This window comes from Janthinobacterium algoris (genome assembly GCF_051380935.1).
Classification (GTDB): domain Bacteria; phylum Pseudomonadota; class Gammaproteobacteria; order Burkholderiales; family Burkholderiaceae_D; genus Janthinobacterium.
Genome location: NZ_JBNYXZ010000009.1, coordinates 47,738 through 61,595, shown reverse-complemented (window position 1 = coordinate 61,595; position 13,858 = coordinate 47,738). Strand labels below are relative to the sequence as shown.

The 13,858-nt window shown below is 61.9% G+C and carries 11 protein-coding genes; 5 read left to right on the top strand and 6 right to left on the bottom strand.

The genetic code is table 11. The annotated features are described in order from the left end of the window. Nucleotides 1-17: 17 nt before the first annotated feature. Together ACQ4W7_RS14880 and dprA are read right to left on the bottom strand one after the other, a co-directional pair. A complete protein-coding gene (locus ACQ4W7_RS14880; RefSeq protein WP_096233791.1) occupies nt 18-482 on the bottom strand; it encodes a Smg family protein in 465 nt (154 codons plus the stop codon). Nucleotides 483-576: 94 nt separating this feature from the next. Continuing rightward, complete coding sequence (gene dprA / locus ACQ4W7_RS14875; RefSeq protein ID WP_436531423.1) at nt 577-1,680, bottom strand: DNA-processing protein DprA; 1,104 nt, start codon at nt 1,678-1,680, stop codon at nt 577-579. A 304-nt stretch (nt 1,681-1,984) separates the two neighbouring features. Between dprA and def the strand changes: the two genes are divergently transcribed. From def to ACQ4W7_RS14860, 3 genes are all read left to right on the top strand, one after another. Then, a complete protein-coding gene (gene def, locus ACQ4W7_RS14870; protein ID WP_426074629.1) occupies nt 1,985-2,527 on the top strand; it encodes a peptide deformylase in 543 nt (180 codons plus the stop codon). A 107-nt stretch (nt 2,528-2,634) separates the two neighbouring features. Then, complete coding sequence (fmt, locus tag ACQ4W7_RS14865) at nt 2,635-3,591, top strand: methionyl-tRNA formyltransferase (protein ID WP_436531421.1); 957 nt, start codon at nt 2,635-2,637, stop codon at nt 3,589-3,591. 34 nt (nt 3,592-3,625) lie between these two features. Then, complete coding sequence (locus ACQ4W7_RS14860; protein ID WP_436531419.1) at nt 3,626-4,528, top strand: LysR family transcriptional regulator; 903 nt, start codon at nt 3,626-3,628, stop codon at nt 4,526-4,528. Here ACQ4W7_RS14860 and ACQ4W7_RS14855 read toward each other — a convergent pair whose 3' ends face one another. The 3 genes from ACQ4W7_RS14855 to ACQ4W7_RS14845 all read right to left on the bottom strand — a co-directional run bounded on the left by ACQ4W7_RS14855 (nt 4,529) and on the right by ACQ4W7_RS14845 (nt 8,043). Next, nucleotides 4,529-4,936, bottom strand: coding sequence for a tautomerase family protein (locus ACQ4W7_RS14855; RefSeq protein WP_436531417.1), 408 nt, complete (start codon nt 4,934-4,936; stop codon nt 4,529-4,531). Nucleotides 4,937-5,094: 158 nt separating this feature from the next. After that, nucleotides 5,095-7,566, bottom strand: coding sequence for an IPT/TIG domain-containing protein (locus ACQ4W7_RS14850; protein ID WP_436531415.1), 2,472 nt, complete (start codon nt 7,564-7,566; stop codon nt 5,095-5,097). A gap of 237 nt (nt 7,567-7,803) precedes the next feature. Further along, the gene (locus ACQ4W7_RS14845; RefSeq protein ID WP_436531413.1) at nt 7,804-8,043 is read right to left on the bottom strand and encodes a hypothetical protein; all 240 of its coding nucleotides are present in this window, start codon (nt 8,041-8,043) and stop codon (nt 7,804-7,806) included. Between the two features lie 185 nt (nt 8,044-8,228). Here ACQ4W7_RS14845 and metH point away from each other — a divergent pair, with 185 nt between their 5' ends. Together metH and ACQ4W7_RS14835 are read left to right on the top strand one after the other, a co-directional pair. Then, nucleotides 8,229-12,023: a methionine synthase gene (gene metH / locus ACQ4W7_RS14840; protein ID WP_436531411.1), complete on the top strand. Its 3,795-nt coding sequence runs from the start codon at nt 8,229-8,231 to the stop codon at nt 12,021-12,023. Between the two features lie 112 nt (nt 12,024-12,135). Then, the gene (locus ACQ4W7_RS14835) at nt 12,136-12,507 is read left to right on the top strand and encodes an SPW repeat protein (protein ID WP_426074623.1); all 372 of its coding nucleotides are present in this window, start codon (nt 12,136-12,138) and stop codon (nt 12,505-12,507) included. A 66-nt stretch (nt 12,508-12,573) separates the two neighbouring features. Here the strand turns inward: ACQ4W7_RS14835 and ACQ4W7_RS14830 are convergent, their stop codons facing one another. After that, complete coding sequence (locus ACQ4W7_RS14830) at nt 12,574-13,854, bottom strand: EAL and HDOD domain-containing protein (RefSeq protein ID WP_426074622.1); 1,281 nt, start codon at nt 13,852-13,854, stop codon at nt 12,574-12,576. Nucleotides 13,855-13,858 lie beyond the last annotated feature (4 nt).

Genomic DNA, 13,858 nt, shown 5'->3' with positions numbered 1-13,858 from the left:
CGCCATGGACATTTTTATTAGTGTAGCAGACGGGGAGGCAGGTCTTCGTCGTCGACGAATAAGTCGTCAAACATCAGGGCATCCGGTTCCTTGCCCTGGCTCCACAGCAGCATCAGCACGATGACTTTCAGCTTACCCAGCGAGACGGGCGCCTCGTCGAGCGCCAGCGCCCGTTCGATGACGATTTCGCGCTGCAGCGGCGAGAGCACCTTGGCACTTTCCAGGAACTGGATGAAGCCGATGGCGGCCGTGCCCAGCACGTCGCTTTCCTGCTTGACATAGAAGCGCGTGCCCGTGGAACTGGCCGTCAAGGTTTGCTCGACGCCGGCCATGGCGTTCAAGTCCGTCAGCCACACGAGCGCTTCGGAAATCTCCACGTCGTCGAAACCGACGGCCGACAGTTTACGCGCCAGGACTGCCGGCTCGGGGCAGGCGTCGGGGCGATAGTAAGTCTCGTAGAGGTAAACCAGGATATCGAACATGGCTCTACTCTATCAGCTAAGTTCGCTGCGACACAAGGGTGCGCACGGACAAAGCGCGCCCGTGCGGCAAGGCCACCACACAAGTGACAAGCTGTCATTTGCAGCGTTGAAACAGTCCTCCCGGCAAGCGCTCGACCAGCCCCGCCAGCTCCAGCGCCAGCAACTCACCCATCAGCACGCCCATGGCCAGGCCGCTGCGCGCGGCCAGGGTATCGGCATCGAGGGGATCGTGGCCCAGTGCGGCCAGCAGCGGCGGTTCGTCTTCCGCCGCTGGCGGCGCCTTGGGGACACCGCCCAGCCACTGCAGCTCTTGCAGCACGTCATCGGCCGACTCGACCAGCTTGGCGCCCTGCTTGATCAATGCATGGCAGCCCTTGGCCAGCGTGGCATGGATGGAACCGGGCAAGGCATACACGTCGCGCCCCTGCTCGCCGGCCAGGCGTGCAGTGATCAGGGAGCCCGATTGCGCGGCCGCCTCGATCACCAGCACGCCGCGCGCCAGGCCGCTGATCAAACGATTGCGGCGCGGAAAGTTACCCGGCATGGCGGGCAGCCCAAGCGCATACTCGCTGACGATGCACCCCTGTTCGGCAATTCTTTGCGCCAGATCAAGGTTGCGTCGCGGATACACCAAATCGGCGCCCGTGCCGATCACGGCCACGGTGGCGCCCGTGCCGCGCAAGCCGCCTTCGTGCGCGTACGTGTCGATGCCCAGCGCCAGCCCGGAAATGATGGTCAAGCCTGCCGCGCTGAGGGCGTGTGCAAACGCGGCCGCGTTCTGCATGCCTTGCGCGCTGGCATTGCGGCTGCCGATGATGGCCACGCCGGGACGCGACAGCAGTTCCGCCCGCCCCCGTATATATAACAATAGCGGCGGATCGGCGATTTCCAGCAACAGGGGCGGATACCCGGCATCGGCCAGGGTCAGCACGGCATTGCCGGGCCGCTGCAACCATTGCAGGGTGAGCGCCAGCTGGCTGTTGGCCACCGGCTTGGGCGGCTGCACGATGGCACGCGCCACGCCGGCCGGCACCACCTCGCGCAAGGCCTCGAACGGCGCGGCGAAGATCTGCGGCGGCAAGCCGAAGCGGGCCAGCAAGGCGCGCGCCGCCACCGGCCCCACGCCGGACAGATGCTGCAGGCGCAGCCAGCCCGCCAATTCCGTGGCCGTGTCTGCCGTCGTTGCAAGTGCATGCATGACAACCTCACTGTGTACTGTGCCATCCCATGCTAGCGCCATGGCGCGCATGCGATACCGACGCGCGCAAGGATACGTGCAATGGCGCTGCAAAACGGCCCGCCGTCCACAGGGCCATGGGCGTCTGTGATAAAATTTCCCTTTGCAGCAAACGAATAGCGCACTGGCAAACGCATCTGCCGCGCCGTTGTGCCATACGCGCCCAACCGTAGCGTACTCAAATAAAATAGCCCTGCCATCGTTCGCATGGCCCAGGCATGAATAATCCGGCGCATCGGCGCCCACCTTAACCAGTCGAATCCGTATGTCCATATTAAATATCCTGCGTTACCCCGATCCTCGCCTGCACACGATCGCCAAGCCCGTCACCGAATTTGACGCGCGCCTGCAAACCCTGATCGACGACATGGCCGAAACCATGTACGACGCCCCAGGCGTCGGCTTGGCCGCGTCACAAGTGGATGCGCATATCCAGATGATGGTGATCGACATCACCGAAGAGAAAAACCAGCTGCAAGTATTCATCAACCCTGAAATTACCTGGGCCAGCGAGGAAAAGCAGGTCTACGACGAAGGCTGTTTGTCCGTGCCTGGCATCTACGATGGCGTCGAGCGCCCGGCCCGCATCAAGGTGCGCTCCCTGGACCGCCACGGCAAGCAGTTCGAGTTGGAAGCCGATGGCTTGCTGGCCGTCTGCATCCAGCATGAGATGGATCATCTGCTGGGCAAGGTATTCGTCGAATACCTGTCGCCGCTCAAACGCAACCGCATCAAGGCCAAGATGATCAAGGAAAACCGTGGTCTCGAGCGCGAAGCGAGCCTGCGCGCACAAAATCGCCGTTTCTAAGCCGCTTTTGCCGCTGTGCTGATAGACTAAGCAGCAACAGTAGTCGTCACACCACGCCAGTCTGGCGCCTCCGGCACAGGCCTGCGCATCTCACGTCAAGGAACCAAATGAAAGTGATCTTCGCAGGCACCCCTGAATTTGCCGCCACGGCCCTGAAAGACTTGCATGAAGCAGGTTTTGACATTCCGCTGGTGCTGACCCAGCCCGACCGCCCTGCCGGGCGCGGCATGCAACTGCACGCCTCGGCCGTCAAGCAATACGCGCAACAGCATGGCATCGACGTGCTGCAACCCTTGTCCCTGCGCATGGACAGCAAGGACCCGCAGCGCGCCGCCGAGGCAAAAGCAGCCCACGAACGCCTGCTGGCCACCGATTACGACGTGATGGTCGTAGCGGCCTACGGCTTGATCTTGCCGCGCAGCACGCTCGACATCAAACCTTGCATCAATATCCACGGTTCATTGCTGCCGCGCTGGCGCGGTGCGGCGCCGATTCACCGCGCCATCGAGGCCGGTGACGATGAAACGGGCGTGACCATCATGCAAATGGAAGAAGGCCTCGATACGGGCCCCATGCTGGCCATCGAGCGCACGCCCATCGAAGCGGGCGATTCCACCGCCAGCCTGCACGACAAGCTGGCCACGCTGGGCGGCAAGATGATCGTCGAGACCCTGCGCAAGATGCAGCAGCAGCCACTCGAAGCCGTGCCGCAACCGGAAGCGGGCGTGACTTACGCGGCAAAAATTGCCAAGGACGAAGCGGCGCTCGATTTCAGCCAGCCTGCGCTGGAACTGGGCCTGAAAATCCGCGCCTTCAATCCCTTCCCCGTCGCTTGCGGCCAGGTCGATGGCGTGACCATCAAGATCTGGTCCGCCGAGGTAATTGAAGCGGACAGCAAGGAAGCGCCAGGCCAGGTGCTGGCAGCCGATGCCCAGCACGGCATCGTCGTGGCCTGCGGCAATGGTTCCTTGCGCCTGACGGAACTGCAAAAACCGGGCGGCAAGCGCTTGCCCGCAACTGAATTCATCAAAGGCTTCCCGCTGGAAGGCAAACGTTTCGTTTAATTCACACCCCAACTAGCCCGGCGGCAAGCACCCCATGGACCAGCTAACCGCCCTGCGCGCCTTGCGCCGCGTCGTAGAACTGGGCAGTTTCACGGCCGCCGGCGCCGCGTTGGGCATTTCCCACTCGATCGTTTCGCGCCAAATCCGCCAGCTGGAAGGCCAACTGGGCGCCCAGTTGCTGAACCGCACCACGCGCCGCTTCGCCCTGACGGCCGCCGGCCAGGAATACTATCTGGCCAGCCGCGACATCCTTGACGCGCTCGATGCGGCCGACCGCGCCGTCGCCAGGCACCAGGCGCAACCGTCCGGCAGCTTGCGCATCAATGCACCAGTGGCCTTCGGCACGCTGGAACTGGCCGCCTGGCTGCCCGATTTCACCCGCCAATACCCGCACATACACATCGACCTCGTCTGCAATGACCGCATTGTCGACCTGATCGACGATGGCTTCGACGTGGCGCTGCGCCTGGCGCGCGGCTTGCCCGATTCCACCCTGGTGGCGCGCCAGCTGGCCAGCAGCCGCACGCTGGCCGTCGCCTCGCCCGCCTACCTGGCCCGCCATGGCCATCCGGCCACGCCGCAAGATCTGGCGCAGCACAATTGCTTGAGATACACAACCGGCGACAAGCCGGCAGAGTGGCTGTTCACGGACGCCGGCGGCGCCGCGCACAAAGTGGCCGTACGCGGCAGCCTGCAAGCCAATACCAGCGTCGCCCTGCGCGAGGCCGCCGTGGGTGGCATGGGTATCGCCGGCGCAGCCGCCTTCATCGTGCGCGATGCGCTATGCAGCGGCCAGTTGGTCGAGGTCTTGCCCGGCTACACCTTGCGCCCACGCACCTTGTACGCGCTGTATCCGCACAGCCGCCAGCTGTCGCCGAAGGTCAGGGTCTTCGTCGATTTTGCCGTGCAGCATTACCAAGGGCGCCACTGGGATTGATCATGGCTGCTGCAGCGCCTTGCGCACGGCGCGAAACTGCTGCGTCAAGCCGCCATAGCCCCAGGCCGCCTGACGCGCGTCATGCACGTGGATGTAGCTGACGTCATGCAAGGCGCCGAGACACTCCTGCATGGCGGCGAACACGGCGGCGATATAGGCGGCTTTTTCCGCTGCCGTATTCGTTTCATCGCTGATCAAGATATCGAGAAAAAAACTGGCCTTGCCCTGAGCTTGCAGTGAGGGCCCGCCGACAAACCAATGCGCCGCATCGGCATGGCTGATCGCCACCGACGTCAATTCGGGCGCCTTGTGCAGCAGCCGCGCCGTCAGGGCGCTCAGGGTGGCGGCGATGGCGGCCGACTGGCGCGCATCGGGCGCAGTGGACAAACGCAGGTTCAGGATGGGCATGGGATGCTCCGCAAGTGGATGAAGACCCATTCTAGGCAGGCGGGATGAAAAGTGGCAGCCTCCGCCAGGCACAGGATCTGTGCAGTTTGTGCACCAATGCCTGCACCATAAAAAAGGGCTTGCCGCGGCAAGCCCTTTTTTGCATCCAGCACCCTTGCCTAGCGGCGCTGCACCTTCATCAAACGTCCGCCCACGGACGACGACAGGCTGACCTCGAAACGCCCGCCGGTCGGCAAGGCGTTCACATCAACGCTGGCATTGCCCCCTGTCAAGCCGCTGGCGACCACCGTCTTGCGGCCATCGGCGGCCACGTGCAGCACGGCCGCGTACGGCTCCGCTTGCGCATCCCAGGCCAGCGCCAGCTTGCCGCCGCTTTGCGTTACCTCAAAGCTGCCATCGTTGGCAGCCTTGCTGCGCCGCGCGGAACGCTCCAGCCTGGTCAATGGCTTACCATTGAACAATACTTGCACGTCGCTGATATCGCCGGGGTTGGCGAAGCTGACGCGGAAGTGGCTCATAGCGCTGCCGCCATGGTCGGCCACGGTTACGGCATCGAAGGGCAAGTCGATAGTCGTTCCCGACACCGTCAAGACCCGCAGGGTGTACGCCTGACCGCTGCCGCTGGCCGCTGCGCCCACACGCGTGGACGAGGCAACGGCCGGGCGCAATGCCACGCCGGTCGGCGTGATGCGGCCGGAAATGGTCAGATAGCCATTCTCGGCCACGGACATGCTGGCGGCCAACACATTGCTACCCGTCACCTGCGTGCTGCGTTTTTCCAGGAATTGTTGCACCCGCGCATAGCTATAGTCGGAGAACCAGGCACCGCTGCAATAGCTCATCACGTCCTTCATCGGCGTGCTGCCATAGACTGCCTTGCTCAGTTGGCCGATATTGCCTGCGTAGTTGCTGTTGTACAGCGGTTGCGGGCCCAGATTGCCATCCGCATAAGGGTAGTCGGCAGCGGCGCCAGCCGGGCCGCCGCAGGCGACGTGCTGCAGCGAGTGGTTGTGGCCCAGCTCATGCACGAGCGTGGTCAGCCATTCCGGCCATTGATTGCCGAAGGGATCGACCGATGCGATGCTGTTGAACCTGGCATCCAGGCCGATGGCCGACGTGAAGTCGTTGCCGCTGCTGCGCTGGTTGATGTAGGCCAGGCCGGCGGCGCGGGTGGAAGACATTCTCGGCACGAAACCATAATAATAGGCGCCGCTGTCTTCCAGCGCGCGCTTGCTTTCCAGTTTGCCCAGGGTATCGCTCCACCAGCTGTCGGCCGTGCTGCTGCCCGGCATGCTCAGCGCAGCGCGCGTCGTGATGCTGATATTTTCCGTCGCATACGGATACACGCGCAGCAGCGCAGCACGGATCACCTCGGCGTCAGGCAGTTGCGCCACGCCATCGTCGGTGCTCAAGGGCACGAGCACCAAGCGGATTTTGGCCAGGCTGGCCACCACGGGCGCCGCTTCCTGGGTCACTTGCACGCCGTCATTGCCAACGGCCGTCACGCGCACGCGCACGCCGGGCAAGATCCAGCCGGCAGGCAGGACGGCACTGAAATTGCCGTTAAAACTGTCATCGTTCTTTTGCGTTGGCAAGACCGATGGGCCGCTCATGCTGATGCTGCCCAGGTTGCTGCCATTCGCGGCAGTCGCATTCAAGGTGACTGCCGGGCTGGCCTGGCCCGCTTGCGTGGCCAGCACGGACACGCGCACGGCGGCCGGCTTGCCGCGCGTCAGGCGCAAGGCCGTATTGCTGGCGTTCAAGTTCAGTACCTGCGCGAAATCAATGCTGCCCAGGGTAAACGCCGACACCGTGCCTGCATTGACGGCAATGCGCGCAGCGGCTGACAGCATCACATCGCCCGTTGCCGAGCTTGGTGCAGACAACAGCAGTTGGCTGGCACTGGCGCTGACGATGACGGCTGGCGTATTGCCCACCGAGGCCGAGCTGACCTGGTCAAGATTGCTGCCCTGCACCGTCACCGACAAGGTCCCGCCACTGATGGCCGACGTGATCGACGTCACTGCCACGCTCGCCAAGACCTTGTACGTATCGCTGCTGATGACATCGTTGTACGGACCGCGCACCGTCAGCGCTCCTGTTGCCGCCCCCAGGGGCACCACCACGGTCACGCTGCCGGCCGTCTGGCTTTGCGGTGTCGCCGCCGCGCCATTGCCAAACTGCACCGCCGTCACGGCGCCCATGCCACCGCCCGCGATCGTCACGCTGGAACCGGCGCCGCCCGTCAATGGCGCGATGCTGCCCACGCTCAATGGCAGGTACACATTGAGGTTATAGCTGGTGGCCGCCGTGCCGCTGGCGCTGACCAGGCTCAAGGCACCCGACACGGGCACGCCTGGCATGGCCAGAGTCACGCTGGTCTCGCTGGCGGCGCTGGTGGCAAGCGTCACGCCGCCCACCTGGAAGGCCGTCACGCGGCTCAAATTGGTGCCCGTGACCACCAGGCTGCCACCCACGGCGACATTTGCCGCCGAGACGGCCGAGACGGCAGGAATTACGACGGGATTGCCCGAGGCGGTCGCTACTACCGTATCACCACCGCCCCCGCCGCCGCCGCAAGCGGACAGGCCCAGCATGAGAAACAATCCAACAAGCACATGGTTTTTCATGGCTGGCATCCATACTGATACAGCGCGATGCCGGGGAGGATAGGAGAGGAATGTGACATATCGGTGACTTTTGGTGAGAATTTAATTGCGAGGAACCAACATTATGGGTTATTTCGATTCCATAAGACAACTATTAATGCTTTTGATTTAATTGGTTTTGATAATAGTTAAAATATCTACCTGGCAAACTTTATTTTCAGCAATACGTGTCTCATTCTGCATTGCCTTACACCCCAATTATTTTCCTTTGCAGCTATTGCCATTCCATTCATGAAAAATAATGGGAGCGGATTCAAATAATGTGGAAATTTTTCCACAGCATAGAGCACATACCTTCCTGCCAACCTTGGCGGAAAAATTAACATTTTGAATAAGATTTTCAAGCCTGGCATTTTCAGCTGCGGCCGCGATGATGCCACCGTAGCGCCAGCCGTGGCGCCGTTGTGTTGCTCGAACCACGGCAGACTGGCCTGCCACCGCTTTTGCTTAAAACCAAAGCAGCCTGATGCCGTATAATTTTAGACCCGGTGAAATCAGGCGATTGCCACCTTCTGCCTGCCCTACCCGGCTGGCACTCTCCGTCAGCTGATCCTGCTGGCCCGCATCCGCCTCGTAAAGTCTTGTCGCCGCGCCGCCGCCCGTTTGCCTATTGAAAGCATGAAATGAACGATACCGTGATCCCCGCCATGTCCACGACCGAAGCCACCTTGCGCGCCATTCTGGCGCAGCGGATCATGATCCTCGACGGCGCGATGGGCACGATCATTCAGCAGTACAAGCTCGACGAAGAAGCGTACCGTGGCGGCCCCGCTGGCCGCTTCATCGATTTCGCCGCGCCGGTCAACAGTGGCGCGCGTGAACTGTTCGTCAAAGGCAATAATGAGCTGTTGACCCTGACGCAGCCGCACATCATCCAGGAAATCCACGAGCGCTACCTGGCGGCGGGCGCCGACCTGATCGAAACGAATACTTTTGGCGCCACGACCATCGCGCAAGATGATTACCACATGGCCCACCTGGCCTATGAAATGAATGTCCAGGCGGCCAAACTGGCACGCGCCGCCTGCGATAAATATTCCACCCCGGACAAGCCGCGCTTCGTCGCCGGCGCCCTGGGCCCCACGCCGAAGACGGCATCGATCTCGCCCGACGTGAACGATCCGGCCGCGCGCAACGTCAGTTTCGACCAGCTGGTGGCCGCCTATCTGCAGCAGACGCAGGGCTTGGTGGAAGGCGGCGCCGACGTGCTGCTGGTGGAAACCATTTTCGACACCTTGAACTGCAAGGCGGCCCTGTTCGCCATCGATCTGTTCTACGAGCAAAACCCGACCGTCGTGCGCTTGCCTTTGATGATTTCCGGCACCGTCACGGACGCCTCGGGCCGCATTTTGTCGGGCCAGACCGTGCCCGCCTTCTGGAATTCCGTGCGCCACGCAAAACCGCTGACCATCGGCCTGAACTGCGCGCTGGGCGCCGCCCTGATGCGCCCGTACGCGGAAGAGCTGGCCAAGATCGCCGACACCTTCGTCTGCATCTACCCGAACGCGGGCTTGCCCAACCCCATGAGCGACACGGGTTTCGACGAGTTGCCAGCCGATACGTCCGCCCTGCTGCGCGAATTTGCCGACGCGGGCTTTTTGAACATGGCGGGCGGTTGCTGCGGCACCACGCCCGAACATATCGCCGCCATCGGCGAGTTGCTGTCGAAAAATACCCCGCGCACGGTGCCAGCGCCGTCGCACGACTTGCGCCTGGCCGGCCTGGAACCGTTTGTCGTCAATGACGAGTCGCTGTTCGTCAACGTGGGCGAGCGCACCAACGTCACGGGCTCGAAGGCGTTCGCGCGCATGATTCTCAACGAGCAATACGACGAAGCCCTATCCGTGGCGCGCCAGCAAGTGGAAAACGGCGCGCAAGTGATCGACATCAACATGGACGAGGCGATGCTCGACTCGCTGGCGGCCATGACGCGCTTTTTGAACCTGATCGCCTCGGAACCCGATATTTCGCGCGTCCCCATCATGGTCGACTCGTCGAAATGGTCGGTCATCGAAGCGGGCTTGAAATGCGTGCAGGGCAAGGCCATCGTCAACTCCATCTCGATGAAGGAAGGCGAAGAGGAATTCCTGCGCCAGGCCAAGCTGTGCCGCCGCTATGGCGCCGCCGTGATCGTCATGGCCTTCGATGAAAAAGGGCAAGCCGACACCTTCGAGCGCAAGATCGAGATTTGCGCCCGCGCATATCACTTGTTGATCGATGCGCTGGACTTCCCGCCGGAAGACATCATTTTCGATCCGAACATCTTTGCCGTCGCCACCGGCATCGAAGAGCACAACAACTACGCCGTCGACTTCATCAACGCCACGCGCTGGATCAAGGAAAACTTGCCGTACGCGAAGATTTCGGGCGGCGTGTCGAACGTGTCGTTCAGCTTCCGCGGCAACGACCCGGCCCGCGAAGCCATCCATACCGTCTTCCTGTACCACGCCATCAAGGCCGGCATGACCATGGGCATCGTCAATGCCGGCATGGTAGGCGTGTACGACAACCTGGACCCGGAACTGCGCGAGCGCGTGGAAGACGTGGTGCTGAACCGCCGCGAAGACTCCACCGAGCGCATGATCGAGTTTGCCGGCAGCCTGAAGGCGGGCGGCAAGGCCGAGGCGCAAACCCTGGCCTGGCGCGAAGGCACGGTGCAGGCGCGCCTGTCGCATGCGCTGGTGCACGGCATCACGCAATTCATCGTAGAAGACACGGAAGAAGCGCGCCAGGAGCTGCTGCACAATGGCGGGCGCCCCATCCACGTGATCGAGGGCCCTTTGATGGCCGGCATGGACGTGGTCGGCGACCTGTTTGGCCAGGGCAAGATGTTCCTGCCGCAAGTGGTGAAATCGGCGCGCGTCATGAAGCAGGCCGTGGCCCATTTGATTCCGTACATCGAAGAAGAAAAGCTGCTGGAAGAAAAACGCACGGGCATCGTCGCCAAGCCGAAGGGCAAGATCATCATGGCCACAGTCAAAGGCGACGTGCATGACATCGGCAAGAACATCGTCACGGTAGTCTTGCAATGCAACAACTTCGAAGTGGTGAACATGGGCGTGATGGTGCCGTGCTCGGAAATCCTGGCGCGCGCCAAGGTGGAAAACGCCGACATCATCGGTCTGTCGGGCCTGATCACGCCGTCGCTGGAAGAAATGGCGTATGTCGCCAAGGAAATGCAGCGCGATGAACACTTCCGCATGCTGAAGATTCCCCTGCTGATCGGCGGCGCCACCACCAGCCGCGCCCACACGGCCGTGAAAATCGCGCACAACTACGAGGGCCCCGTGATCTATGTACCGGATGCCTCGCGTTCCGTGTCTGTCGCGCAATCCTTGCTGACACCGGAACAGCGCGACAAGTACGTGGAAGACATCGAACTCGACTACGCGCGCATCCGCGAGCAGCACGCCAACAAGAAGGCGCTGCCCATCTTGCCGCTGGCGCAAGCGCGCGCCAACAAGATGATCGTGCCCTTCGACGGCCCGTGCAAGCCCGTGAAACCAAAATTCATCGGCCGCCGCGTATTCAAGAATGTCGACCTGGCCACCCTGGCCAACTATATCGACTGGGGTCCGTTCTTCCAGACCTGGGACCTGGCCGGCCCCTTCCCTGCCATTTTGTCCGATGACGTGGTGGGCGACGCGGCCACCAAGGTGTACGCGGAAGGCCAGGCCTTGCTGAAAAAACTCATCGACGGGCGCTGGCTGACGGCCAATGGCGTCGTGTCCCTGCTGCCGGCGAACAGCATCAATGACGACGATATCGAGGTGTACACGGATGATACGCGCAGTAGCGTAGCGTTCACCTATTACGGCATGCGCCAGCAAGGCGTCAAACCCGTGGTCGACGGCGTGCAGCGGCCGAACCAGTGCCTGGCCGACTTCATTGCACCGAAGGCATCGGGCGTGAAGGATTACATCGGCATGTTTGCCGTCACCTCCGGCCTGGGCATCGAGAAATACGAAAAGCGCTTCGAAGATGCGCACGACGATTACTCGTCCATCATGCTCAAATCGCTGGCGGACCGCCTGGCCGAAGCGTTTGCCGAATACCTGCATGAGCGCGTGCGCAAGGATTTATGGGGCTATGTGCCGGACGAGCAGTTGAGCAACGACGCCATGATCGGCGAGCAATATGTCGGCATCCGCCCCGCACCCGGCTACCCCGCCTGCCCCGAGCATACCGTCAAGAAAGAAATGTTCAAGGTCATGCAGGCCGAGGAAATCGGCATGCTATTGACGGAATCGTATGCCATGTTCCCCGGCGCGGCCGTCTCCGGCTTCTATTTTGCCCACCCGGAGTCGAAATACTTCGTTGTCGGCAAGATAGGCATGGACCAGGTGGAAGACATGGCCAAGCGCCGCGGCGCCAGCATCGAGGACGTGGAACGCTGGCTGGCGCCCAATCTGTCATGATAAGCACAAGGCGCGCGGAACTTATAGCGCGCCGCAGCGCACTAACGCAGTATGCCGGTCGGCATGCTGCATGCCCGCTCCGGCCCGTTCCCTAACTGGCTAAGGAGGATATATGGCAAACAATTTCAAACTGAAACGCTGGCAAGATCAAGTGATCCTGTTGCTGGGCCTGTGGCTGCTCGTCTCGCCCTGGGCCTTTTCCTACCCCGAAGGCTCGCCGCAGATGATCAACGCCTTTGTCTCGGGCCTGGTGATCGCCGTGCTGGCCGCCTTCGACCTGTACAAAACGTATTTCTGGGCCGTCGTCGTCAACCTGCTGGTCGGCGTCTGGGTGGCCGCCTCGCCGTGGATCTTGCAGCTGGCCGAACAGCGCGTCGTCATGTGGAACGAGCTGCTCGTCGGTATCGCCGTCGTCGTGCTGGCCCTGTGGGAACTGCGCACCGACCCCGAGTTGCACAAGCACTGGCCCGGTGCCGCCGTATAGCGGCGTAAAAAAACCCTGCCACGGCTAGGCCGTGCAGGGTTTTTTTAACGTTACGGGAGGCGTCAGTTACAACGCATACCTCACCACATTGTCGCTCCATTCGTAGGCAGCCATTTCCAGCTCCACCAGGTCGTCCGGCGACATGGCCAGGTCGCGCAAGGTCGGCACGATCTCGCCTTCCATGTCTTCGATGCGCTCGATGCATTCGGCCAGGCGCAGCAGGTCGCCGTAGAAGCCTTCGCGCGACAGCAGCGCTTCGGCCACTTCATCGATCACTTCGATCTGGCTGAGGATTTCCGACATCGGCACGCCGAACAGGGTATCCATCAGGGACATGATGCCGACCGTAAAGGCGATATCGGCCGAGTGGGCGTGGTTAGGACGCAATTTATGCGCGAGCAGCTCCAGCAAACGGCCGCGCGTGGTGGCCAACATCAGCAGCGGCGTCATGCTATGGCCGCGCTTGCTTGGCTCCGCATACAGCATGATTTGCAGCCAGCGCTGCAATTGGCGGCGGCCCAGCACGGTCACAGCCTGGCTCAGCGAATCGATGCGCTGACGCGCGCCCACGGCAGGCGTATTCACCAGACGCAGCAGGTTCAGGGCCAGCGACACGTCGCGCTTGATGGCGCGCTCGATCTCCATATTCTCGGCGTCGGAGGTAACCAAGGTCATCAGTTCCATGACGGCCAGTTGCGACGGCGACAGTTTTTTGCCCGTCATGATGGCGGGCTTGGCAAAATAATACCCCTGGAAGTAATCGAAGCCCAGGTCCAGCCCGGACTTGAATTCTTCGCGCGTCTCGACCTTCTCCGCCACCAGTTTCTTCTGCTCCTGCTTGAAACGGGGGGCCAGTGCTGCCAGCACCTTCGGCTCGACCTTGCTCATGTCCATTTTGACATATTGCACAAGCGGCAACAGCTGCTGTACTTGCGACGTATCGGCCACCACGTTTTCCAACGCGAAGGTGAAACCATGACCCACCAGTTCGCTGATGCGCGCGCGCACTTCCGGCGTGACGGGCATCGATTCGACGATTTCCAGCACGACTTTTTCACGCGGCAGGAAAACGAAGATGTCGCTCATGATCACGTCGGCATCGACGTTGACGAAACCGAGTGCGTCGCCGATGACCTTTTCCATTCCCAGCTGGGAAGCGTGGGCGATCACGGACGCCGTGGCGGACAGATCGCTGGTGATGTTGGCGGGACCGACCGGGGCGTTGCGGAATAGCAACTCATAGCCAAACAGGGCTTGATTGCGGTCAAGAATAGGTTGTCGCCCCAGATAGAACTCGCGCACGCGCAAGGGTTTCGGGGTGATGTCGTTGCTGGAAATATCGATCATTAAG